22 protein-coding genes are annotated in these 22,790 nt (G+C 42.0%); 8 read left to right on the top strand and 14 right to left on the bottom strand.

Features of this window, described 5'->3' with window-relative positions; all coding sequences use genetic code 11:
- Nucleotides 1-29 precede the first annotated feature (29 nt).
- A complete protein-coding gene (locus Q0R88_RS20800) occupies nucleotides 30-524 on the bottom strand; it encodes a metallophosphoesterase family protein (RefSeq protein WP_295719948.1) in 495 nt (164 codons plus the stop codon).
- Nucleotides 525-723: 199 nt separating this feature from the next.
- On the opposite strand from Q0R88_RS20800, the gene Q0R88_RS20795 reads away from it, so the two are divergent.
- Nucleotides 724-1,398 (top strand): hypothetical protein, encoded by a 675-nt coding sequence (locus Q0R88_RS20795; RefSeq protein WP_295719946.1) that lies wholly within the window; start codon nucleotides 724-726, stop codon nucleotides 1,396-1,398.
- A 15-nt stretch (nucleotides 1,399-1,413) separates the two neighbouring features.
- Here Q0R88_RS20795 and Q0R88_RS20790 read toward each other — a convergent pair whose 3' ends face one another.
- Complete coding sequence (locus Q0R88_RS20790; protein ID WP_295719944.1) at nucleotides 1,414-2,118, bottom strand: methyltransferase; 705 nt, start codon at nucleotides 2,116-2,118, stop codon at nucleotides 1,414-1,416.
- A gap of 129 nt (nucleotides 2,119-2,247) precedes the next feature.
- Between Q0R88_RS20790 and Q0R88_RS20785 the strand changes: the two genes are divergently transcribed.
- The 5 genes from Q0R88_RS20785 to Q0R88_RS20765 all read left to right on the top strand — a co-directional run bounded on the left by Q0R88_RS20785 (nucleotide 2,248) and on the right by Q0R88_RS20765 (nucleotide 5,518).
- The gene (locus Q0R88_RS20785; RefSeq protein ID WP_295719942.1) at nucleotides 2,248-2,604 is read left to right on the top strand and encodes a hypothetical protein; all 357 of its coding nucleotides are present in this window, start codon (nucleotides 2,248-2,250) and stop codon (nucleotides 2,602-2,604) included.
- Between the two features lie 181 nt (nucleotides 2,605-2,785).
- Complete coding sequence (locus Q0R88_RS20780; protein WP_295719940.1) at nucleotides 2,786-3,649, top strand: ankyrin repeat domain-containing protein; 864 nt, start codon at nucleotides 2,786-2,788, stop codon at nucleotides 3,647-3,649.
- Nucleotides 3,650-3,760: 111 nt separating this feature from the next.
- Nucleotides 3,761-4,210, top strand: a complete 450-nt coding sequence (locus Q0R88_RS20775) for a hypothetical protein (protein WP_295719937.1) — start codon at nucleotides 3,761-3,763, stop codon at nucleotides 4,208-4,210.
- A gap of 153 nt (nucleotides 4,211-4,363) precedes the next feature.
- Nucleotides 4,364-5,074, top strand: a complete 711-nt coding sequence (locus Q0R88_RS20770) for a hypothetical protein (protein ID WP_295719935.1) — start codon at nucleotides 4,364-4,366, stop codon at nucleotides 5,072-5,074.
- A gap of 270 nt (nucleotides 5,075-5,344) precedes the next feature.
- Nucleotides 5,345-5,518 carry a hypothetical protein gene (locus Q0R88_RS20765; protein WP_295719933.1) on the top strand — a complete coding sequence of 58 codons (174 nt, stop codon included), beginning with the start codon at nucleotides 5,345-5,347 and terminating at the stop codon, nucleotides 5,516-5,518.
- Nucleotides 5,519-5,560: 42 nt separating this feature from the next.
- On the opposite strand, the gene Q0R88_RS20760 is transcribed toward Q0R88_RS20765, so the two are convergent.
- The 9 genes from Q0R88_RS20760 to purL all read right to left on the bottom strand — a co-directional run bounded on the left by Q0R88_RS20760 (nucleotide 5,561) and on the right by purL (nucleotide 14,233).
- The gene (locus Q0R88_RS20760) at nucleotides 5,561-6,001 is read right to left on the bottom strand and encodes a hypothetical protein (protein WP_295719929.1); all 441 of its coding nucleotides are present in this window, start codon (nucleotides 5,999-6,001) and stop codon (nucleotides 5,561-5,563) included.
- Nucleotides 6,002-6,259: 258 nt separating this feature from the next.
- A complete protein-coding gene (locus tag Q0R88_RS20755; protein WP_295719926.1) occupies nucleotides 6,260-6,712 on the bottom strand; it encodes a hypothetical protein in 453 nt (150 codons plus the stop codon).
- A gap of 214 nt (nucleotides 6,713-6,926) precedes the next feature.
- Nucleotides 6,927-7,706, bottom strand: coding sequence for a ribose-phosphate diphosphokinase (prs, locus tag Q0R88_RS20750; protein WP_295719984.1), 780 nt, complete (start codon nucleotides 7,704-7,706; stop codon nucleotides 6,927-6,929).
- Nucleotides 7,700-7,831, bottom strand: coding sequence for a hypothetical protein (locus Q0R88_RS20745; RefSeq protein WP_295719923.1), 132 nt, complete (start codon nucleotides 7,829-7,831; stop codon nucleotides 7,700-7,702). The genes prs and Q0R88_RS20745 overlap by 7 nt, the downstream gene beginning before the upstream one ends.
- A 7-nt stretch (nucleotides 7,832-7,838) precedes the next feature.
- Nucleotides 7,839-9,257 (bottom strand): nicotinate phosphoribosyltransferase, encoded by a 1,419-nt coding sequence (locus tag Q0R88_RS20740; protein WP_295719921.1) that lies wholly within the window; start codon nucleotides 9,255-9,257, stop codon nucleotides 7,839-7,841.
- 4 nt (nucleotides 9,258-9,261) lie between these two features.
- Nucleotides 9,262-10,158, bottom strand: coding sequence for an NUDIX domain-containing protein (locus Q0R88_RS20735; RefSeq protein WP_295719918.1), 897 nt, complete (start codon nucleotides 10,156-10,158; stop codon nucleotides 9,262-9,264).
- 208 nt (nucleotides 10,159-10,366) lie between these two features.
- Nucleotides 10,367-11,053 carry an NUDIX domain-containing protein gene (locus Q0R88_RS20730; protein WP_295719916.1) on the bottom strand — a complete coding sequence of 229 codons (687 nt, stop codon included), beginning with the start codon at nucleotides 11,051-11,053 and terminating at the stop codon, nucleotides 10,367-10,369.
- Nucleotides 11,054-11,621: 568 nt separating this feature from the next.
- Complete coding sequence (locus Q0R88_RS20725) at nucleotides 11,622-12,011, bottom strand: VOC family protein (RefSeq protein WP_295719915.1); 390 nt, start codon at nucleotides 12,009-12,011, stop codon at nucleotides 11,622-11,624.
- Complete coding sequence (purL, locus tag Q0R88_RS20720; protein WP_295719912.1) at nucleotides 12,011-14,233, bottom strand: phosphoribosylformylglycinamidine synthase subunit PurL; 2,223 nt, start codon at nucleotides 14,231-14,233, stop codon at nucleotides 12,011-12,013. The genes Q0R88_RS20725 and purL overlap by 1 nt, the downstream gene beginning before the upstream one ends.
- 230 nt (nucleotides 14,234-14,463) lie before the next feature.
- Between purL and Q0R88_RS20715 the strand changes: the two genes are divergently transcribed.
- Together Q0R88_RS20715 and Q0R88_RS20710 are read left to right on the top strand one after the other, a co-directional pair.
- Nucleotides 14,464-14,673, top strand: coding sequence for a UPF0175 family protein (locus tag Q0R88_RS20715; protein WP_295719909.1), 210 nt, complete (start codon nucleotides 14,464-14,466; stop codon nucleotides 14,671-14,673).
- Nucleotides 14,666-15,130: a DUF3368 domain-containing protein gene (locus Q0R88_RS20710; protein WP_295719907.1), complete on the top strand. Its 465-nt coding sequence runs from the start codon at nucleotides 14,666-14,668 to the stop codon at nucleotides 15,128-15,130. Before Q0R88_RS20715 ends, Q0R88_RS20710 begins: the two co-directional genes overlap by 8 nt.
- A 392-nt stretch (nucleotides 15,131-15,522) precedes the next feature.
- On the opposite strand, the gene Q0R88_RS20705 is transcribed toward Q0R88_RS20710, so the two are convergent.
- From Q0R88_RS20705 to Q0R88_RS20695, 3 genes are read right to left on the bottom strand one after another with little or no spacing between them, the layout of a single operon-like run.
- Complete coding sequence (locus tag Q0R88_RS20705) at nucleotides 15,523-17,499, bottom strand: DUF3857 domain-containing protein (RefSeq protein ID WP_295719905.1); 1,977 nt, start codon at nucleotides 17,497-17,499, stop codon at nucleotides 15,523-15,525.
- The gene (locus tag Q0R88_RS20700) at nucleotides 17,496-19,418 is read right to left on the bottom strand and encodes a DUF3857 domain-containing protein (RefSeq protein WP_295719902.1); all 1,923 of its coding nucleotides are present in this window, start codon (nucleotides 19,416-19,418) and stop codon (nucleotides 17,496-17,498) included. The genes Q0R88_RS20705 and Q0R88_RS20700 overlap by 4 nt, the downstream gene beginning before the upstream one ends.
- Complete coding sequence (locus Q0R88_RS20695) at nucleotides 19,418-22,708, bottom strand: hypothetical protein (RefSeq protein WP_295719899.1); 3,291 nt, start codon at nucleotides 22,706-22,708, stop codon at nucleotides 19,418-19,420. The genes Q0R88_RS20700 and Q0R88_RS20695 overlap by 1 nt, the downstream gene beginning before the upstream one ends.
- Between the last annotated feature and the right edge of the window lie 82 nt (nucleotides 22,709-22,790).

Raw genomic sequence — 22,790 nt, 5'->3', positions numbered from 1 at the left:
CAGTTAAATTGTTATTAACAAACCCGCACTTACCTTCCGGCCAGTTCAATAACCTGCAGGTCCTGAATTTTATCGCCATCAATAGTAAAGCGCATCAGGGTACGTACTTTGTGCCAGCCTTGCTTGCCGGCAGCGCCGGGGTTAAGGTGCAGGCAGCCTAACTTTTTATCATTCATCACCTTGAGGATATGTGAATGTCCACAGATAAATAACTTTGGCGGATTACTGTATATCTCATGCTTAATAGCCTGGCTGTACCTGCCGGGATAACCGCCAATGTGCGTTATCCAAACATCTACCCCCTCGCAGTTAAAACGCAGGTTTTCGGGATAAACCGTTCTGATATCTTTACCATCTATATTGCCGTAAACACCTTTCAGCGGTTTAAAGGCAGCCAGTTTATCTGCCAGCTCAAGGGTGCCAAAATCACCGGCATGCCAAATTTCATTACAGTTTTCAAAGTGTTTAAAAACGGCATCATCCAGGAAACTATGGGTATCAGATATAAGGCCAATATGGGTCATGGACGCAAATATAGATAGAAGATGCTGCAGGCAACAAACAAGAAAATAGAAAATTCACATGTCAACTCCCCGGTATGCGTCCTTTTGTTACCGCGGAGTATACAATTATTGTAACAAATAGTTTTAAATATTTAAAATACCGCGAAACTATTATATATTAGGTACACGTATAAGTGCTTAAAAATAAAAACAGGTTTGTATGAGAGATTGGTACCTTAAAGTTTTTACTTTCCTGTTTTTAATGGCTGTGGTTAGCAGTTGTAAGCTGGAGGGCGATGTTTTGCCACCCGGCGCGACAGCAACCGGCACAAACCCGGGAACCGATCCAACTACAATTACCGGCGAATATTATTTTAAAGGCACTTTAAATGGCCAGGCTTTGGCCTGGCAAACAACCGATGGCGTTAAAGGCTGGGTTATTGGCTCGGCTGCGGCAACTTCAAATAACGCGGGCGACATCACCGGTAGTCTTTCTGCCCTGATATCCCAGGCGCAAACACTTAACCCGCAAATAGGTGTTGAATTTGGAACCTATCACGTTTTACCAACCGATGATAAAAAAGCTATTTTTAACGCCTTTATCAAAACAGGTGTATTAGCCTTCGGAACAGATCATAATGCCATTGATGCTAAGTTCATCAACATTAGCTATACAGACAGCCAGGGAAACTTTTATACAAGCGCTACAGGGACACAAACAGGTAGCAGCGCAAACATTATATCGGTAACCCCGGTGCCGGCCACATTGGGCTCTGGTGCAACGCTAAAAATTAAACTCACTTTTAATTGCAAGCTATATTCCATTGATGCTTCCGCCCCTGCATTAACTTTAACAAATGCCGAGGCCACCGTATCGCTGGAAAATCTTTTATAAGAGACAGGTATTAATCTAAAAAATCGTCAGGAATTCCTTCAACACCTCCTGGTACGCTTTGCTGTAAATCTTCGGCTCATCATAAATCACAAAGGCCTGTGCTATGGCTTGTTTATGCTCAAACCCGAAGGCCAGGATCTCCCGATGTGCCGCCTCATCATTAAACGAATGCACATTTATTATTTTATGCAGATAAAGGCCACGCTGTAACGCCAAATCCTTAACCATCAACGCAGTATCTGGTGGTAATATCAACCAGCAGATCCCGTCATTATTGAGGTTGTTTGCTACCGCTTCAATTAATCCTTCAAAAAATCCATCCCCGGCATGCTTAGCCAAATTTATTTTTGCGCCCGGCGATTGCAGAGAGTTGATATAAAATGGCGGGTTGGAGATGATCAAATCATATTTCCTATCCGTGCGGGTCTTAAAAAAGGCTTCAAAGCCCAATGGATAAAGCCTAAGCCTGCTGGCAAAAGGCGAATTTTTAAAATTACTTTGAGCTGTTTTGGCAGCACTTTCATCAATTTCAACAGCATCAATTTGCGCACTGCCAAAACGCTGGGCCAGCATCAGGGCTATTACGCCTGTGCCTGTACCAATATCTAAAATAGACACCGGATTATCAGCCCCCGTTAACGCGCCAAGCAAAACACCATCGGTATTGATCTTCATGGCGCAGCCGCTTTGGTCAACGCTGAATTGTTTAAAGTGAAACATTAAGGCGAAATTATAATTAAATAGCTGAAATCATTTATCTTTAATGGCACCTTATAAAGTTGGTCATGGATAAAAAAGCACTTGCTTTGTATGACATACCTCGCGCCAGATGGGAGAAGTAATTAAGCAATGAGAAAACCTATTTATATAATCCTGGTACTGATTGTCCCTATTTTAGTTGGTTGTTTTAATGTGAAAGAAAATGCCCTGATTGGCACGTATAGCTATAGCACAGATCGGGCGGATATGATTTTTGTATACAAAGACCATTCTTATACTCATAAATATGTTAACTCAAAAGGCAGGGTATATGAATGCAAAGGAAAATGGAAATACCGCACAGGATACATTTCATTTGATGATTTTAGCTTTTTTAATGACGCAGGGCAGATCGGCTCGGGCGTTTGGATGTCCAGAGTGGAGGAAGATGATGGGAAAATAAAACTGATCTTTTCGTCTGATGACGATACCTATTTTGGAAAGTAATGACCAATTTGGCGCGAATATGCAGCCAAGGCCGAAAGCGTGGAGTACTCGTGACTTTATAAAGCATGGCGCATACTTAGCATCGGGTCATAAGGGCGGACTCTTGCGACAGTTAAGATGAATTGGAATGGGTATTGGAATGGACATGGTATTCAAAATTCCCTTGATATTACAGTAATTAATGAAAAAAATGAGTCTACACATAATGGGGTTTATGATGCTTATGATGAGCTGTACGAGCCGTGATACTATAGTTGACAAAACTAAATTGTTAGGTGCCGATTACCGGCTATTCCAGGAAACGCCAGCCTGGGAGCTGGCAAAAGCGGTCGAGGATGGAGACGTAGAGAAAATAAGACTTGAAATCAGCAAAGACAAAAAGCTTGTTAATTTTCGTGAGTCCAGGTTTGGTCAGCCTTTGTTGATTCTCGCAGTATACCATACCAATTATACATCTGTAAAAACGCTTTTGGAGGAAGGAGCTAATCCCAATTTACAGGATTCCTATTATGGCGATTCGGCATTGATGGAAGCGGCGAAAATTGGGAGTGGAACTGATGATTTATATCCAAAATTTCTTAAATTACTTTTAAAATATGGCGGAAATCCCAATGAAGAACAGCATGGTTCGATGAAAACGAGAGATACGCCATTGTTGATTGCCTGTTCCGAGGCTAAATTTGATTATATTAAGATATTGGTTGACGCGGGGGCAAAAGTAAACCTGGTAAACGAATATGGAATTTGTCCTTTATACTGGGCTATGCTCGGCGTTGAATCTCACGGCGATCCAGAGATCATAACCTATTTGATACAAAGAGGTGCGGATTTTCGGCAAGTTCTTTACAAAACCAGCCCGGGCGATTCCCCCAAATACATAACAGACGCCTTGAGAAAGTGGCGATTTGAAATAGGATCTTCAGAGTATAAAAAGAAGATGCAAATTGTCGACTTTTTAAAGATAAATGGTATGGATTACAGAAAAACAGTAATCCCAGAACAGTATCAGAAAGACTATCCCAAAGATTATTTAGAAAAATATTGAGATTAAACTAATAAAACTAAATGTATAATTTTTGAACTCCCCATTTGGCGCGAGTATGCAGCTCTGGCCAATAGCGTGGAGTACTCGTGACGTTATAAAAAAAACGATCCCATGAATAAAATAGCAATTCTTCTATTATTTAATATTTTATTTTTTGGCCAAAAGAAGGATAGTCAAATAAGGGTAACTGAAAGAGCTCAATCAATTAGGATTTTGTCTAACTATTCTTTGTCTATAACGGACAAAGTCTTTAAATTCAGAAAAAGCACCTACCTGATTAAGTCAAAGGAATTTTTTGACAAAAATGGCTGGTTAAACGAGGTTTTAACTTGGGGAGCTATCGGTTATACCCGGTTTTCCAGCGAGGAATTAATTCAATCTCCCGAGTTTTTTGACACTCATCATTTTAGTAAAAAAATCAAGTTAAGTATCATTGACAATCATCACATATTGCTTAATTCAGTGCGGATAGAAACTGATTGCATTAATAGAATTAATAAAAAAATCTACTATTCTCACGGCAATGAACGCGATAAAAAATATATTTTGGTTTATCGATAAATACTCATAAAAGTCATTAGTACTCCACGCTTTTGGCCACGGCTGCATACTCGCGCCAGAATGAGCGTTTTATTCAAAATATAAAAGCATAAAAACTTTAATTGTTTTTCATATTATTTTAGACATATCTGCATTTAGTTAAATAGAAATTCTATGAGAAAAACGACCATAGTAATCACTTGTGTGTTAGCTATTCTTCTGTCATTTATTGCTTTTTTATACGTCATTTTTTCGCGTAACAGCCAAAAGATCACCCAGGCCAATGTCTTGGATGGTGTCAGGACTGTAATTGTTATTCCCCCTGACTATTTAAAATTATTTCGTAACCCGAAGCAACTTAAATTCGACAAAACAATCGAGAGTAAAGACCGAAATCCTATAAGTCAGTTCGACTATGAAAAAGATTTTCGTATTAATGTCTACCGGTTAGATTCACCTGATAGTTTGACTCTCGGAAAGGAGTCGCGGGTTACGGCCAAGAGCAGTAGTCAGACCGAATTTTTTCTTTTTAATGTGCTTGATAAATTTTCAAAGTATGATCTGGTCTACCGAACAGGCCCCCAAGATAAAATTTCCTCCATATATTTAAATATCGATGGTGACCAGACATCAGAGTTGGTAAAAAACGACTCTCTCCTATATTACTACAGCCAGGCGCGTAGTTTTTATATCAAATATAAGCAGGATGGTGTTCAGGATTTCTTCATGGGCATAAAATATGAGAATCAAAGGGAAGGGGTAAAAATCCCGATAGAGGTTATGTTTAAGAAACAGGGCAATAATGTGTACCTAATCATTATGACGTCAGCGGACAGCCTGAATCAACTAAAACCGGGAGTACTTGCCGATTTAATAGTCAATTGAATTTTTTCAAATGAAATTTAATACAGATAGACTATCAGCATGGACCCATACTGATTTAAATAAGAAATGATGCTATCAAAAAAACAATTTTAAGAGTTATTATTTGCCTGCTTATATTTAATTGGCTTGGTTTAACCAATCTTGAAGCTAATAGTATATCGTTTCAGACAGATTCATTTGCTATCTTAAAAGGGTATAAACGAGTTCGGTTATTAAAAGGAAAAACTGGTGAATATTGTTACCCGAGGGAGATCAATACGTTCATACCATATGAATTTTGGTAATTTTCTTTGGGGCGATGCTGGCTATTCTGAAGGTCTGGGTTTAGGGTTGTTGCGTTGGGGGGCTAATTATAATAGCCTGCATAATTCCCCCATTTGGCGCGAGTATGCAGCCCAGGCAAAAAGCGCGGAGTATTCAATACTTTATATGGTGCATACTTAGCATGCGCCAGAATGGCTGGGGCTTCTGATCGTTAAAATATCTTTAGCTATCCTGTTGGAGCTTATTGATCTTTCCCCGGATTTTTTCAATTTCACGATTAATGCTTTTTACTTTCTCCTGATCTTTTTTCAATTTATTGCTCGCATCCTCCGCGTCGCTGGTTTCGTTGGCAGCTTTTCGCGCTGCTTTCGCAGCTTTACGGGTATCTCCCACATCGCCCCCTACTGCTGATGCCGCTTTTTTACGACTTTCTTCCTGCGCCTTATTGGAACTTGACGCGGTTTGTTCTACCGCTGCCTGTTCATCGGGAATACGATTCTGTATTTTGGTAAGATCTGTTTGTAAGTCGGCCAGTTTTTCGTTCAATTTCACTACCTGCCTGTTGATTTTTGCTGTATCCTTTTTTGCTGAATCAATTGGCGCCGATGCTTTGGCGAACGAATACACAAAGGCAAAAACTACAAAAAATAAAATTCTTTTCATTATAATCCTTAATTAATGAGCGGTTGTTAGTCGCTTGGTTAAAAAACGATTCAAAGAAAGGCGAGGACTTGATCAAATAAAAACGCGTTCGACATAAAGCTCCATTGGTTCGATGGAAACCAAGTGGCAATCGTTGGGAAATTATAGGATTTGAAATAAATAAACATAAAAGTCACGAGTACGCCACGCTTTTGGCCTCGACTGCATACTCGCGCCAGATGGGGGACCTTTTTTTAGGACGACACAATTCGTATAAAATTACTTAACGGAAGCTACTTTATAATGTCCACTTTCATTTAGTACACCTACGTGTAAGACAACATGTCGCTTCACTGGAGTTTTGGGGTAATTGACGTCTAAAACATCATAACAAACGAGGTAAATATTTTCGTTTGTTTGAGCCCTCACAATTGTCATTGTTTTAAATGACCAAGAGTCTATTCCCTTATCATTGGTCAAAAAATCAATGCCATTCTCACTATATTTTTTTACTTTTCCCCTTAATTCTAAGGTACAATATTTCTTTTGTAAAGAATCTACTTTTCCAACATAAACCTTAGGCGGGGCAGATCTTATAGTTGACTCAATACTTTGATGAGCCACATAAAACTCTTTTAGCATTGCGATAGCTTTTTTGTCGTTAGCATTGCTTTGCGCATAGCATTCGCCATGTATTACACTGATCATAAAAAGGAGCTTTAAAAATTTCATAATTTATCTTAGTTTATACCTAAATAAAAAATATTAATAATTTAATTTCCCCCCAGCCATCACAAGCGTTTTTTGCTGCCGCGAGTATGCAGCCCCGGCCAAAAGCGTGACCTTAAAAAAAGCACACATCAGATTTGCGGACTTGCAAAGATGGAATTAACATAAACGCCGTTAGTTTCTACTTTAAATACCACCTAACATAAAATGATCTCCACTAAATAACCGAGCAGATCAATTCAGCCAAACTGTTTACTTCCACAAAATCATCATCGATGGCCTGCATATTCATATGCGAATCTGTGCAGATGAGCTTTTTGATGAGGCCGCTGTTTTTCAATTTTTCGATGCCGTTGTTGATGAACAAACCATGTGTGGTTATTACATAAATATCGGCGGCACCGGCATTTTTGTAGGTTTTGGCAGCGTTAATGATACTGCCGCCAGAGCGAATCATATCATCATAAATAACCACCGTTTTACCAGCAACATCCGCATTGATGGCGCTTACTTCGGTATCATCTCCCTTTAATCGCCTCTTGAGTATAAAGGCGGCGTTTACGCCCATATCATTGGCTAATGACTCCACCCATTTAGCCCTGCCCGCATCGGTACTGGCCATCACAAAATTATTGCCGCCATATTTAAGGGCGGCCTTTATCACCAGATCCTTACAGTAAACATGTACCGGGTAAAGATCATGCTCAAAATAATACTGAATCCCTTCTGAATGGAGATCAAACAACACTACTTTATTGCCCCTGTTTGATTTTGGGATGGCCGAAATTAACCGCGCTCTTGTCTTAGCAGTTACAATTTCACCACTCAACACCGCACGTTCCATAGTTGAATAGCCAAAATACGGGATAACCAATGTTAATGAGTTGGCCCCATAACTTACCAGCGAGGATGCCAGGTCATAAAGTTCCAACGTAGCCTGGTCTGTTACGGTACCTCCAATTATAACTACATCCCGATTTTCAACAGGGGTTAAAATTCGCTGATAGCGCTCGCCATCGGTAAAATGATAACTACTAATTCCCCTTTTTCAAAAGTTCCGCAGGCCAGTACTTTTTCGGCCAGGTATTCATAATCTTTTATTGCAAACAGTAGTTTCGTCATGGTGGTATTAATTGGTATTTACGTTGGTCTTGACCTGTTCAAAAGTAAGGGTATTAATTAAATTACCGTTCTCAAAAACGGTTTTCAACAGGTTTTCTGCGCCGGGTTCATCATCCTCGTTAACAGTTTTGAATACACCGTTCAGTTTCAGCAGCTTTAACCTGCCTCCTTTGCTCTTTTTAAAACTTTCGGTAATGTCACCCTGCGCATTCATCTCCGCCGGGCTTTTCGCAACGCTAACCTCTTTACCATTAATAACAGCGCAGCTGCATTTTAAAGCAAATTTCTGTGTATCGCGGTCAATCTTTTGCAGCAAAGCGCCACCCATGCCCAATACCAGGTTTTCGGCACTGATGCCATTATTTTTTAACGCTTCATAAATATTGCCTATCTCATTATAGTTTACGCCATCGCCCTGTATCACCCTTAGCTGTGGCGGTAAAACTTTGTACCCCTTGCCGTTAACCGTATAACCAAATTGAGTAAACAGGATCTCAAATATTTCAAGCAGGGTCCTCACGGGGTCGCCGCTATCCGGGCGGACCACCAGCGTGCCATCCCTGCTCAGGATCTCGTTCCGCAATTCGGTTCCCCAATACTCTTTGCAAGCCCTGAAAATGTTAAAACTGTCAGATACGCAAGCAATGATACCTGTAGGGAAGGTTTTTAATACATGCCTGAAAACTTCCAGCTCCCCTTCCCTGCCCAGTAATGTGCAGATGCTATGCTCGGTAGCCGGGATACTTAAACCATAAACTTTTTGGGCATCGTAATAATCAATAGCCATTAATGAACCGGCCAGGTTATCGCTGCCGCTAAAATTAAGCAAATGTGCCGCGCCGCCAATTTTAGCGCTTTCCACACTGCTAACACCACGAAAGCCAAAATCATTCAGCACAAAGTCTATCCCGCCGCTGGCTTCAGGTGTGGCAGTTTCGGTATAGTACCGGGTTACCATCTTTTTTATCTGGTTGCTTAGTGTAGCTACGGTGCAAGGGTACCATACCTGTACCAGTAAAGTTTCTAAAAAATTGGTGAGCCAGTAACATTCCGGGTCGGTATTTTCAATGGTCATCAATACATTGCCGGTTGGTACAGCAGTACCTTCGGCTACGGCCTTTATAGTTACGGGTAATTTGCCATTGTACTTATCCAGTATATACTGAAACTTACTTTTATCAAACACATCATCCCGGCCAAATACCTGCTGCAAAAAGCCTTCGGCTTCGTCCAGTTCCTGCTGTGTAAATGCGGGGCCCTGCAGGTATTCTTTCAAAATATATTGTAAGCCAAAAAATATGGTTTCATTAAACATTCCGCCACGACTTTCCAGGTAACTGTAAATTTTAGTGGTACCGGGATAGTATAATTTATGGTGGGCATATTTATAAGCATCGGCTAACAGAATGAGGTTTTCGCGTTTCATCGGTTCAGTTTTTAAGGTATTTGGTGATGATGAGCTTCATCATTTTGGTGTGCTCATCGTTAATAAGGCCATCGGCAATCATTTGCGCCAGGTTTTCAATTTTAAACCAGGCCACATCTATAATATCATCGTTAGCCGCCGGCTCCCCGGCAAGGTGATCGCAGCTGAACAACAAGGTAATGATTTTATCGGCTTCGTTACGGTAACGCCAATCGTTTACCCGGTGACTTGTTTCATAGATCATATTGCTTACCTGTAGCTCGCCACACTCTTCAAACAGCTCGCGTTGGGCGGCAGCTTCGTAGCTTTCATCTTCCGGATCGGCAAAGCCTCCTATAAAGCGCCATGTATTGCTGTTGGCTTTTTTGCCTAATAGTAGTTCGGTTTTGTTGTTCCTGAACATGGCTACATCAACCGTTGGGTATACTTTAGTATATTGGTTATAATAGGCATACAGTATCCCTGCACGAAAATCATTGGAATCAAACACCTTATCGGCATATTGTTTACGCAGTTCGGTGGCATTATAATCGCCATGCGCGGGCAGCTCAACCGTTTCAAAATGCCCTGTGTAATAAGGAATAAAACTATCCCTGCTACCAAACAAGTAAAACTGACCGTTAGGAAAAACACTTTTCAATAAATTATCCAGGTTATCAGACCATACCCTATCGCTTGGATGATCACTCACCGGCAGAACAACAACATCCGGGTACTCTCTTTTGATCATTTTTTCGCGGGTATGGTAATCATAAGGATTTTTCCGACTACCCATCACCGGGCTTACACCAAGCAAGATAATAAGCTTAGCATAATCTTTACTTACGGTATCTATCAGTTGTTTATGCCCCTCATGCAGGTAAGGTGTTTGGAAGCGGGCAATAATTACGGCTATCTTCATGTTATTTGCGTTAATTATACGCAAATATAAATATGCGTTTTAAATACGCAAATTATTTTTGAAAATATTTTGATGTAGAGACGCATAATTCCGTCTCCCGCCAGACGAGCGGATATGCATGTGAGATTTGCATGGTGGATTTACATGCTGGATTTGCATCGTTGACCTGCATGCGGGAGACGCAATTATGCGTCTCTACGGGGGGACTTTAAATTTCGAAGTTGATACCTTCTTTTTGAAGCTGGAAGTATTTGTCTTTGTTAAAGCTGAAAAGATTTCCCGGCCGGCCGGCCCCTTCAAGCACTTGCTTTTCGGCCGTCTCTTCTAAAAAACCGAATTTAATTACTTTCTTTTTAAAGTTACGGCGATCAATATCGCGGTCTAACACGGCCATGTATAGTTTTTCCAGTTCGGAGAAGGGGAATTTCTCTTCCAATAGCTCGAAGCCTACGGGCTGGTAAAGAATCTTGCTTTTAAGGCGTTTATGCGCCGCGATGATGATACTATCGTGATCAAAAGCCAAGGGTGGAATTTTTTTGATGTTGAACCATGCCGCTTCTGCCGCGTCGGTAGCTGCATGTATCTCAAAGGCCTCGGGTTTAACCAGGCCATAATACGTTATGGAGATCACCCTGTTACGTGGGTCGCGGCCAGGTTTACCAAAACTATATAGTTGCTCCAGGTAATTAATGCTAATGCCTGTTTCCTCTTTCAGTTCGCGTTGTACAGCATCTTCTAAGGATTCGTTGTTGCCAACCAGTCCGCCCGGTAATGCCCAGTTGTTTTTGAAAGGATCAATATTGCGCTTAATAAGTAATACGGACAATCCTTCTTTGGATGTGTATCCAAATACTACGGCATCAACGGCTACTTTAATATCCTGGGTGGTGGGCATCGAAATATTTTGTGGTAAACGACGACATTGGCCCGCTCAGTTACCGCGGAGGGCTGTTACTTTTTTCGTTATTATTTATTTTAAAAAGAAACTCAAGAGGGCTACGCCGTTTGTCTTGATACAAAAGTAACCAAAAAATCAAGACGGAAAAATCCTTCCCCCCACAGGCAAAACTCCCAGGCCCGCGTTTTCCGTCAGGCCTTTGCCCGCTTTTTATTTTCAATATTAACAGCCAATTCATTCTGAAAATTCTTTAATTTTGAAAACGGCGCAGCCTTCTTGAACTCCATTGAAAACAAACAATTGTGAAAAATTCTGATTCAGACAAATTTTTGCGTTAGGGATCGGCGCGGATACCGGCCAATGTGAATAAGGCCTGTGCAGTATGAGCATAGAGCCCGGCCGACACTTCTATCAGTGGCGGAAACGCCCGGAAAAATGAGCAGAACTTTTATTATTGTCCTGTTTAGTTGATCTACAAAATGGACCTGTATAGTTCATAGATCCTTCGTTCCTCAGGATGACAAAAGAGAGAAAAGAACAAAGAAAGAAAAAATAGACTTATCCCCTATCGCTCGTACAACTCCAGTGGCAAGCCATCAGGATCTGTGAAGAAGGTAAAGCGCTTGTTGGTGAGTTCATCTACACGGATGGGCTCTACTTCTACCCCTTGTTCTGTAAGGTGAAATACGGCCTCGTCAAGGGCATCTACCTCGAAGGCTAAATGGCGCAAACCGGCCGCTTCGGGGCGCGAAGGGCGGGGTGCAGGCTCTGGAAATGAAAAAAGCTCAATCTGGTAGCGGTCACCCACTTCCAGATCAAGCTTGTATGATTGTCTTGCTTCGCGATATACCTCGCGTACTATTTTTAAACCCAGTACTTCGCTGTAAAAATGTTTCGACTTCTCATAATCGGAACAAATGATAGCGATGTGATGTACACGGTTCAGTTTCAGCATTATTCGCCTAAAATAGAGTGTAACACATTGCTGTGTACCATTTTCACATCGGTAACGTGACCAAACAGTTCACCATCAACATTCAGGAAACCATTGTTTACAGTACCCAGCAAGGTAAATTCAGTTTCGCTGGTAGCCATAAACTCAATAAAACGTTCCTGCTCCTCTGGTGCTACCGTTACCACAATCCTGCCCTGTGCCTCGCCAAAAAGGAAGGCATCCTTGCGGATAGCAGCATCTGTTTCGATATCAAAGCCCAGTCCGTTTGGCATGGCCGACTCTAACAGGTTAATGTATAAACCACCATCGGCAACATCATGTGCAGATACCAGCACACGGTGTTTAATGAGTTCTTTAATGGTTTGTTGTGTATCGTATTCTTTGTCAATATCAAAATACGGGGCCTGGCAAGCTGTTATTTTATGCCATGAAGCCAGGTATTGCGATGACGCGATATCATTTACAGATTCGCCTATCAGGTAAATCAAGTCGCCGGGTTGTTTAAAATCAGCGGTCATGATGTTCTCGGTATCTTCCATTACACCCAGCATACCAATGGTTGGCGTAGGGAAAACCGAACCACCATCTGCCGACTGGTTGTAGAAACTCACGTTACCACCGGTAACCGGGGTTTCAAACTTGCGGCAGGCATCGCCCATACCTTTAATGGCGCTTACAAACTGCCAGTAAACTTCGGGATTGTAAGGGTTACCAAAGTTTAGGCAATTGGTGATAGCCACAGGCTCGCCACCAGCGCAGGTAATATTACGTGCAGCTTCGGCAACGGCAATGGCTGTACCTTTATAAGGATCGGCATATACATAGCGGGAATTACAATCTGTAGTTAATACAATAGCCTTGTTGGTATCCTTAACGGCTACAACGGCTGCATCGCAGGCCAGGTTAGCTGTCATGGTTTGTACACCTACCATGCTATCATACTGATCAGTTACCCAACGTTTTGATGCTAAGTTAGGGTGCGCAGAAAGATGCTCGGCAACCTCCACCAAATTGGCAGGTTCGGCAACATCATCCATATTAAATTTCTGATTTTCGGCAAAATAAGCAGGCTCGCGGTATTCGCGTTCGTAAACCGGGGCACCACCACCTAACACTAAATCGTCAGCAGGTACATCGGCTACTTTTTCGCCATGCATGTAGTATTCTAAACGCTGGGTATCGGTAACTTCACCAATAATGGCACAGTTAAGGTCCCATTTATCAAATACAGCCTCAACTTCTTTTTCACGTCCTTTATGTACCACGATAAGCATACGCTCCTGTGATTCAGAAAGCAGTATTTCGTAAGGTTTCATATTGGCCTGGCGGGTTGGCACCAAATCCAGGTCGATACGCATACCGTGCTCGCCTTTGGCACTCATTTCTGAGTTTGAGCAGATGATACCGGCGGCGCCCATATCCTGCATACCTACCACGGCACCGGTTTTTATAACTTCTAATGTAGCCTCCAACAACAGTTTCTCCTGGAAAGGGTCGCCCACCTGTACGGCAGGAAGATCATTCACAGAATCTTTGCTGATATCTTTAGATGCGAAAGCCGCGCCATGGATACCGTCTTTACCGGTTGCCGAACCTACTATATAAACAGGGTTACCCACGCCGTATGATGTTGCAGAAACGGTTTCGCCCGCCTTAACAATACCTGCCGACATGGCGTTTACCAAAGGATTTACATTATAGCAATCGTCAAAAAACAACTCGCCGCCTACGGTTGGGATGCCGAAGGCATTACCGTAATGGCTGATGCCTTTTACCACGCCTTTAACTAACCACTGGGTTTTTTCCAGTTTAAGATCGCCAAAGCGCAGGGAATTTAGCTGGGCTATGGGCCTTGCACCCATCGTAAATATATCGCGGTTAATACCACCCACACCAGTGGCTGCACCCTGGTAAGGTTCAAGCGCCGATGGGTGGTTATGTGATTCTATCTTAAAGGCGCAGCCAATGCCATCGCCCAAATCAACCAATCCGGCGTTTTCTTCACCTGCCTTAGCCAGCATGCGGTCGCTGTCTTTAGGTAAGGTTTTTAGCCAGGTGATGGAGTTTTTGTATGAGCAGTGTTCGCTCCACATTACCGCGAAGATGGATAACTCGGTAAAGTTGGGCACTCGCCCTAATATCTCTATAATACGTTCAAATTCTTCGGGTAGTAAGCCTAAATCTTTGGCGGTTTCAACGGTGGTTAATTCCTGGTGCTCCAATTTAATATTGTTTTATTTGAAAGGATGCGCAAAATTAGGAAAAAAGCTGGAAAGACGAAAGGATAGCGGTAAAAGGTGACAGGTTTGTTGCGGGGGTGAAGTGTGGGTGGCGGGTAATTTAAATTTGTTTGCCCTGTTATTGTTATTATCAATACCGTATTCAACAAACTACCTGATAAATCATTATACGTTTTAATTTGAATAATGCTTATCTTTATAATATGACTACGATGACAATACAAGTTCCTGATGCGCTGGAAAAAGAGCATGATGAAACCGTACGTTTAATTGCGGCCAAACTGTATGAGGCTGGCAAACTATCATTAAATCAGGCTGCCGAAATGTGCGGAATGAAAAAATGGGATTTTGCTGAAATTCTGATCAATTTTGGTGTAAACTACCTTGACCCCAGTGTTGAGGCCGACCTCGATCATGCCTGAAAACACTATTGTTATTACCGATACCAGTTGTTTTATCATTTTAGATAAAATTGATGCATTGTATTTACTCCCTCAATTATTTGCACATGTTATCACAACTCCCGAAATAGCGAAAGAATATGGCAAAACCTTACCAGATTGGGTAACCATTAAGCTTGTTCAGAATAATTTGCTGCAAAGCGAATTTAATGATCTTATTGATCCAGGCGAAGCCAGCGCCATAGCTTTAGCTGCCGAGATAAAATGCGATTACCTACTCACGGATGACAGGGCCGCCAGGAAATTTGCCGAACAAAGAGGAGTAGCCGTTAAAGGTTCGGCGGGGGTGTTGCTTTACGCAAAACAGCAGCGTATAATTCCTTTACTGCGACCTTATCTGCAACTTATTCAGCAAACTAACTTTCGTATATCTCCATCTTTGGTAGATAGACTGATTAAGGAAGCCGGAGAAGAATAGGTTATAGTTTTTTGTGGTTTCTTAACTTCTTTATGTTAACGAAGCAACCGGGACTTGTATGACTAAGAAAACCACAAGTCCCCTATCACTCAATGCCCAAAGCACAACACTTGAGCCAAAGAGCGTATCCCTGCGGGCCGGGCTTTATGCTCATACTGCACAGGGCATTATCTGTTAGCTAACGGACGGTATCCCCGCCAATCCCTTACGCAAAATTTGTTTGAACTCGAATTTTTCAGAATTTTTTATTTTCAATGGAGTTCAAAAAGACTCTGCCATTTCCGGCATTAAAGTATAAACAGAATGAAAGTTCAATAAACCTTAGGATTTTGTTTAACCACATCAGCGGTTAAACAAAATCCTGATACCCGATACTATTCTGCTTTTCGGTTCTATATCTTCTCCAATATCAATACTACCTTATTAAAATCAGACGATGCGTTGATAATTTTCCTGAACGGATCGAATATAGTGATGGGGTATAGGGGTTTGCGGTATTGCTCCATAATGTGGATGGTGAGCTGGTTTCCTTTCAGTTCATAGTCAGATACAAAACCCATGGTTAGCTCGCCATCTTCTTTGTAGGTCTGGTCAATTTTCAGATCATTAAGATTCCTGATCTTGTAACCGGCCGGTATGGTAACTTCCAGTTTACGTTCTTCAATGTGTCCAAAACCCATATCAACAGGTAACTGGCGGGGTTTATCCTGGTACATCTCTACCTGCGGACCAATTGCCATACCTATTTTCAACAAAAGTTTATTGCCTGCACTCTCTAAAAACGCGCCCGATTTTGCTTTGATGTGTAAAATCAAAGGCAGGTTGGCGGTCTGGCTTTCAAAAGGCTGGTTTAACACTTCTGATGAAAGGATGGTTTCGGAACTGAAATAGTTTTTGGTGAGGTCTTTAAAAAGCTGGCGTTTTTGTTCGTCGTTGGAGTAGTTAAAGGCATCCCGATAGTTTGTTGCTGCATAACCACCAAAAATTTGTTTGGCATCGGTTATTAACGAATCCAAATCTTTGGAGAAGGTTATGGTAGCCTCCATGCTCTGCATAGATTTGGTATAATCCTCAAGCGGTACCATCTTGATATCCGCTATCGCTGTCGAAAAATTGCCCAGCATGGTATGTTTACAATACAAACCATAAGTTGCCCCCCAATCTGATGGGATCCAGGGGTAACGAAAATCAGCCCTGGTTGGTGCCAGGAATTTACCTTCGGCCGGGAAATAAAATATAGGATTATCGCAATTATTCCAGTTTTCAAAAGTTTTATCAATCAGGTATTTGCTGCGTTCGGCGGTTAACACAAACTGGTAATTTACACCCAGGCTTTGATAAAACAAGCTGTATAAACGCACAATACCTACCATACCGGCATTTTTGTTGCGCAGAATGGTTTCTACACGGTTTTCATTTTCGCCCCTGACGTCTTCGTGGTATGAGTAATTCTTTTTGATATAATTTTCAACCGCCGTTATTTTGGCTACCTCATCAGTAGAGGCGGCCAGGTTATTTTTTTTGATAACATCAGCAACGGCCGCAGCTTCCTTGTCCGAGTAATCGGTGTAAACGCCATAAATGCGTTTGGCCAGCAGGTTCCAGGTATACAGACGCTCGCTTTTGTTTACAGATAGGTTATAAGCCAGCTTAAATTCCAACCTTTTCAGGCCAGAATAATAGTTTGAATATTTTTCCTTCTCTACGCCGGGGGTTTCGGTAAAACTGCATTCGCTTATGGCTTTTTCGTTCAGAATAGTGTCTTTACTTACCACGTCGGTGTTATAAGGCTTTACCTCAAACTTTAACCTTTTTGGCGCAAACAACTGAAACTGGCTAAGCAATATGGGAGAGTTACCCTGCACTACCTCACGGCCAAAAAACGTAGCAGGCCTTTTAAAGGTATAATAGTATTCCACCTCGCAACCTTTTTCCAGGCCATCCATCGCGAAAATCTTGTAAATCTGATCGTCCTTTTCTTTTACTTCTTTAATATCATTCTTATTGAGCTCCACTATTTTACCACCTGGCGAAATACTGCGGGCTTTAATATCTACAATATCAGCCTTATCGCTTATGCCCAGGTAAATTTTGTTATAGCCTTCAATCCCCCTGTCGTCATTAATATGGACGATCTTGTGCACGGTATAATATTCGGCTAAAGCATCTTTTCCTTCGTCGGTAAATTCTACCCGGTGTTTATCCAGTACAATTACGTCAGATTCTTTACTGTATTTACCGGCAATTTTATGAATGGCAGGTTTATCTGACCAGGTTTCTTTTTCTATTCCCGGCGTTTGGGCGTGTGCGTAATGGCTTGCTAACAATACAGTGAGCAGGCTGCAGGTTTGTTTTATTATAGACTTCATTTTTTGGCGAGGCTTAAGGTTTCTTTATATAAAGGGTACAGGTTTTCGAGCACTTTATTCCATTGGTCAAAACCATCGGCGGCAAGCATTAGGTTATCGTTATCAAACTCCTGGGTCATGATCACGTAGTTGCCTTTTTGCTCGTACTTAACATTAAAGCCCCAAACTTTATTGTGGTAGGCTTTACTTGGCGGCAGGTAAGATACCTTGTACCCATCGGGCACTTTAAACAGGGTAACGTATTTTTTTTCGAAGTTAAAATTCTGCTCAACAGGCACTTTGCGTTTGGGGTAATCTATTTGCTCGTTTTGGAAAAATTTAAACAGATTGATGTTCACGTAATAATCATCGCCCAGTTTTTTGCCATAATCGGGCAGGGTAAAATTGGCGTACATGGATAGCTCGCCTGCGCTTTGTTTCTTATCTACATAAAAAGTATCCAGCTTAAACTTGTTCGATCCCCGTTCAAATTCGTCTTTCATGTACTCATCTATTTTGTTGCGGTTCCAATACATGAGTTTACCGTGCATCTCCATGGCAAAGTAGCCTTTTACATCGCGTTTAATATGACCTTTAATACCGTTGGCGCCCATTTCCAGCCAGGTACTATCTACCAGCATGTTTTTGTTTTTCTCAACAATCGGCACGTTTAAAACCTTGTACTCGTTTTCGCCAATGGCTATCATCGCCTCCTTTTCCTGAATGCCTGATGATGGCATACCGAAAACACAGGTTGGGTCGGTACCATCTAAAAACACATATTTATCGCCCAGTTTAATAGTACATATCATGTGGTTGCTCACCAAGGGCAACGGTGTTTGTGTAAATTTGTAGGGTAAATCGCGTGTGCCTATCCAGGTAAAATATGCTTTTACGCCGGCCGCGTTCAACATTTCGGTAAGGATGCTGGCCATATCTTTACAATCGCCAAATCTACGGGTGCACACAAGTTGGGCGTCCCGGGGAATAAAGCCGCCCATACCATCCTCAAAAGCCACGTATTTGATATTGGCCTGTACCCAGGAGTAAATGCTGCGGGCCTTTGCCTCTTCGGTATGCAAACCGTTGGTTAACGAATCTACAATATGTTTAACAGCAGGTGTAACTTCGGTATTTACATTTTTAAGGTAGCTGTAGTTCAGGTGGTACAAGTCATCTATATTAGATAAGTAGGGCACGGTATTGCCCTTATCATCCTTGTAACTATCCAGGTAAAAAACCACGTGCGGCGAGTACCAGGCAAAACCAGGCGCGTTATGGTATGATTTATCGGCCGGGCAGTTTTTGTACTGGAAACTATAAATTTTATTATGGCCTTTACTTTCGATGTTAACCTTGATGTTGCTGGTATCCTGGCCTATAAACCGGTATTTAAGAGAGATATCTTTTGATACCGTAATTTTAAGCTCGCTGTTGATAACCGGCATATAGGCGGTGAAGTAAAAGGGTGATAACAGGTGCGGGTCCTTATTATCCCAGGCCACCTTTAAATTGCCTATGGCGCCCGGCTCCACAGCCGGGAAATGGAAGCTGGTTTCTTTTACATCATCGTAAAAAACAAAGCCGGCTTTATCATCGTTGGTGGTAAAATCGCTTACTTTAAGCTTTTTACCATCTGGCGCTTGGGTAAATGCATCGTACGATACCAGCTTATGGAAATCGCTATGCGAAAACCCGTAACCACCCATATACGCTGTAGCGCTGCCCAGCAGATATTCTATCTGTTGCAGTTCCCTGCTCTCCACATGTGGCACACCGTTTTTAAGATTGATGTTGTATTCAAAAACGCGGTTTAAAAGCACCGCCTTTTCATCAGGAAACTGTTTGCGTAAAGTTTCAAAGTCCTGCGCTTTTGCTGTGCTTACCCATGCGCAAAAGCAGGTAAATAAAGCGCCAAATAATAAACGTGATTTATTCATTATTTAACAGAGATAAGTTTATCATAGTAATACCACGTAGTTTTAACCAGCTTTCCGTTTTCATCAAAATATTTTGTAGGCCCATGATATTCTCCGTTGTCAAAGGTCATTTCTTTCTTCAGGTTGCCGTTGGCATAGTACTCTTTACAAACCCCGTCCGGATTATCCATAATATAATTATATACAGATTTTAGCTTCCCGTTGGGATAATAGTCTTTTGTTATCCCGTAGGCCAGTCCATATGCCGGGGTATCTTCCGACCGGATTTGTCCGTTGCTGTAGTAAATCACATCGTGGCCGTTTTTACCCCCATCGCTGTAGCTGCACTCTCTAGATGGTTTTCCGTTCGGGAAGAAGGATTTTACCGTACCATTGTTATATGCTATAACAGCAGGCGGGGTTAGTTTACCATCCGTTGCCAGGAATGAGTAAGAAACCGCGTAATCATCATCAAATGTGGTTTGGTAGGCTAAGGTGCCGTCCGGATCATATTTTTTGGCTGGGCCATCAAGCACACCGGCTTTATATAGGCCAATGTAATCCTTAGCGCCGTTTTCAAAGTAATAAGTTCTTTCGCCGCTAAGCTCGTCGTTCACATAATTGCTGGTACTGCTTAGCTTGCCATCTTCATCATAAAACTTCCAGAAGCCGGTTTTACTACCATGATCAAACACGACCTCAGAGTTTTTTTTGCCACCGAAACGGTAACTTACATAAGCGCTATCTATATAACCCCGTTTATACACAAAGCTACTTTCCAGGCTGCCATCAAAATAATAAGTTTTACAGGGGCCGTCAAGCTCGCCGTTTACATAATTACCCTCTGTCATCGGCTTGCCGTTGGCGTAAATCAGCTTATATTTTCCGGTAGCTTTCGGGAAGGTATCTACCAGCATAACCTTTTCGGTGCTATCATACTGGGTTAGTTTTTCCAGCCAGCCCAGGTGATATTTTTCTTCCAGGCTTTTTTTACCATTAGGGCTATAGGTTTCTTTAAAACCATCCAGATCATTGTTTAAATAGTACGACCGATTGGTAAGCCTGCCCTTTTCGTCATAAAAAAGCCAAACGCCCTGGTGGTCGCCGGCCTGCAGCCACCCTTCCGATTCCATCATACCGTTGGCATGATAGCTTACCGAGTAACCATTGCTTTCATCGTCGGTCACCGGTATTTCGGCTTTCTTTTTGCCGCTTGTGTAAAAGCTCAGCGATGTGCCGTTGAGCTTATCGTTTTTATATTCATCAATCTGGCTCACCCTGCCCGATGGATAAAACAAGGTATCCGGCCCATCCAACTGACCCGCGGCGTTAAAATGTCTGTGCCTTTTTTTAATACCATCAATGCTGTAGGTAACCAAATCGGCCAGGACTGTTTTAGCTTCGGCATGGTAAACCTGTTTGCCGGCAAGGTCATTATATTCGGCCATTACAACAACACCGTTGGCAAACACCTGCTTACTCCATACCTTGCCATCTTCGCGGTAATAAACCACCTCGCCGTTTATCTTGCCTTTTTTAGTATTATAGGTAACCGATACCTGCCCGTTTTCATAATACTCGGTATGCGGGCCTTCCTCGTTGTTATTTATATAATTGCGCTTTTCTTTGATCTTGCCCGATTCATAGTAAAATTTCCACTCCCCTTCGGCATTAGCATTCACAAACTGGCCATCGGTTGATATGCCCAGCGTTTCGAACGATGATTTGTAAGTCCCTACGGCTTTACCGGCGCTAAAGTGCGATGTGCTTTTTATTTTACCGTTTTTAAAATATTCGGTAGCTATACCGTTAAGCTCATCGTTGCTGTAATTATCTACCTCCTGCAAGCTGCCGTTGGCGTAGTACTTGCGTTCTATCCCGTCTTTTTTGCCCTGCTTGTAGGTGGCCGTAAACTTAAGGGTACCGTTGTAATTGTATGTACTGCTCACTCCTTCCAGGTTGCCGTTTACATAGTTTTCCACCGAACTTGGATTACCATTCTCAAAATAATATTCCTGTTTACCCATCAGCTTGCCAGCCACAAAAGTCTCTTTAGCTTTTAACGCGCCCGAATAAAAATAGTACGTCCAGGTGCCAATCCGCTGGCCAGCATCATTATAGGTTCCGATGTTTTTTTTATTGCCAGCACCATAAATTGACAACCACGGGCCTATCACAATTTTACCATCGGCAGATAGCTTGCCCTTGCCAATCAGCTTGCCATCTTCGTAATAATACTTTTGGGTAACGGTATCGCGGTTGGCAAAATTCAATTGGCGGGTTGAGCGGAGCTGGTTAAAATAATATGCCGCTTCGTCAACAAACTTGTCCAGTTCCTTTTTATGCTTTTTGCTGTAATCCTTTACAACAGGCAGGTTCACGTTGCTGAATGCATGAAAAATAAACAACTCCAGTTTATTCTGGCTAAAAACCTGCTTGTAATAGGGCAGGTAATATTGCATCCAAAAATCCTTGCTATCCTTTTGGTACTCCAGCTTTTCAAATACCGCCTGTATCTGGCGCGATATTGGGTCGTCAATAGATACCAGGGGTTTGTATGATTTATCGAGCGCTATTTTTGATAGCACAATTTCCTCTACCTCGGCATAAGGATCGTCGGCAGTGCCCACTTTATTCTTTTTAAGCTCCAGGATCTCATCGGAACCTTTAGATATTTTATCCAGGATGCCTATCGACCGCGACCAATACCTACCCTCGGGGTTAACCAGCAGGTAGCCAATAAGGCTCAGCATAGCCGGCATAATTTTACCCTGCTGCAAAGCCACAAAACCTAGCTGAAAATGCGCGCTGTACATATAAGGGTTTACCAGCAAGGTTTTTTGAAACATCGCCTCGGCATCGGCATAGCGATTCATGCCCATGTAGGTTATCCCTTTGTTAAAGTACAATAACGAGTACGATGGGTATTTGGCTATAGCCAGGTCAAAAATCTTAACCGCTTTTTCGGGTTGATGCAAATCATTTAAAGCGTTGCCATACGTATTATACAATTCAGGCTCATACTCCCGCTGCGTAGTAAGCGAAAGTCCTTCCTGGCAATATTTTATAGCTTGTGTGTATTGGCTGTCGGCCGAGCAATTGATTGCCTTTTCGTAAACCGACCATACGTAATTGGTATCGCTACGGTTAACTTTGGTAAGCACTTGAAGAGCATCCTTAAACCTGGCAGAATCATAAAGGGTAATAGATTGTTTAATTATTTCGCCCGAATTGACGAGTTCAATTTTTTGTGCAGAAGAAGTTTTGGATAATACAACAAGCAGCAAAAACAAATAGTAATAATATTTCATGTGATAAGGTTTCAAACAGGGCTCTCGGACAGTGAAATTATTACTTTTTTTGAAACAAACTAAAGTTTTTTGAAACAAATAT

This window comes from Mucilaginibacter sp., from assembly GCF_025362475.1.
Classification (GTDB): domain Bacteria; phylum Bacteroidota; class Bacteroidia; order Sphingobacteriales; family Sphingobacteriaceae; genus Mucilaginibacter.
This window is presented reverse-complemented; position numbering and strand designations above follow the sequence as displayed.

What these genes read in the sequence shown, in the direction of transcription:
- Q0R88_RS20800 (WP_295719948.1), bottom strand. Translation starts at nt 524, where the DNA reads ATGACCCATATTGGCCTTATATCTGATACCCATAGTTTCCTGGATGAT.
- Q0R88_RS20795 (WP_295719946.1), top strand. Translation starts at nt 724, where the DNA reads ATGAGAGATTGGTACCTTAAAGTTTTTACTTTCCTGTTTTTAATGGCT.
- Q0R88_RS20790 (WP_295719944.1), bottom strand. Translation starts at nt 2,118, where the DNA reads ATGTTTCACTTTAAACAATTCAGCGTTGACCAAAGCGGCTGCGCCATG.
- Q0R88_RS20785 (WP_295719942.1), top strand. Translation starts at nt 2,248, where the DNA reads ATGAGAAAACCTATTTATATAATCCTGGTACTGATTGTCCCTATTTTA.
- Q0R88_RS20780 (WP_295719940.1), top strand. Translation starts at nt 2,786, where the DNA reads ATGAAAAAAATGAGTCTACACATAATGGGGTTTATGATGCTTATGATG.
- Q0R88_RS20775 (WP_295719937.1), top strand. Translation starts at nt 3,761, where the DNA reads ATGAATAAAATAGCAATTCTTCTATTATTTAATATTTTATTTTTTGGC.
- Q0R88_RS20770 (WP_295719935.1), top strand. Translation starts at nt 4,364, where the DNA reads ATGAGAAAAACGACCATAGTAATCACTTGTGTGTTAGCTATTCTTCTG.
- Q0R88_RS20765 (WP_295719933.1), top strand. Translation starts at nt 5,345, where the DNA reads ATGAATTTTGGTAATTTTCTTTGGGGCGATGCTGGCTATTCTGAAGGT.
- Q0R88_RS20760 (WP_295719929.1), bottom strand. Translation starts at nt 6,001, where the DNA reads ATGAAAAGAATTTTATTTTTTGTAGTTTTTGCCTTTGTGTATTCGTTC.
- Q0R88_RS20755 (WP_295719926.1), bottom strand. Translation starts at nt 6,712, where the DNA reads ATGAAATTTTTAAAGCTCCTTTTTATGATCAGTGTAATACATGGCGAA.
- Q0R88_RS20745 (WP_295719923.1), bottom strand. Translation starts at nt 7,831, where the DNA reads ATGACGAAACTACTGTTTGCAATAAAAGATTATGAATACCTGGCCGAA.
- Q0R88_RS20740 (WP_295719921.1), bottom strand. Translation starts at nt 9,257, where the DNA reads ATGAAACGCGAAAACCTCATTCTGTTAGCCGATGCTTATAAATATGCC.
- Q0R88_RS20735 (WP_295719918.1), bottom strand. Translation starts at nt 10,158, where the DNA reads ATGAAGATAGCCGTAATTATTGCCCGCTTCCAAACACCTTACCTGCAT.
- Q0R88_RS20730 (WP_295719916.1), bottom strand. Translation starts at nt 11,053, where the DNA reads ATGCCCACCACCCAGGATATTAAAGTAGCCGTTGATGCCGTAGTATTT.
- Q0R88_RS20725 (WP_295719915.1), bottom strand. Translation starts at nt 12,011, where the DNA reads ATGCTGAAACTGAACCGTGTACATCACATCGCTATCATTTGTTCCGAT.
- Q0R88_RS20715 (WP_295719909.1), top strand. Translation starts at nt 14,464, where the DNA reads ATGACAATACAAGTTCCTGATGCGCTGGAAAAAGAGCATGATGAAACC.
- Q0R88_RS20710 (WP_295719907.1), top strand. Translation starts at nt 14,666, where the DNA reads ATGCCTGAAAACACTATTGTTATTACCGATACCAGTTGTTTTATCATT.
- Q0R88_RS20705 (WP_295719905.1), bottom strand. Translation starts at nt 17,499, where the DNA reads ATGAAGTCTATAATAAAACAAACCTGCAGCCTGCTCACTGTATTGTTA.
- Q0R88_RS20700 (WP_295719902.1), bottom strand. Translation starts at nt 19,418, where the DNA reads ATGAATAAATCACGTTTATTATTTGGCGCTTTATTTACCTGCTTTTGC.
- Q0R88_RS20695 (WP_295719899.1), bottom strand. Translation starts at nt 22,708, where the DNA reads ATGAAATATTATTACTATTTGTTTTTGCTGCTTGTTGTATTATCCAAA.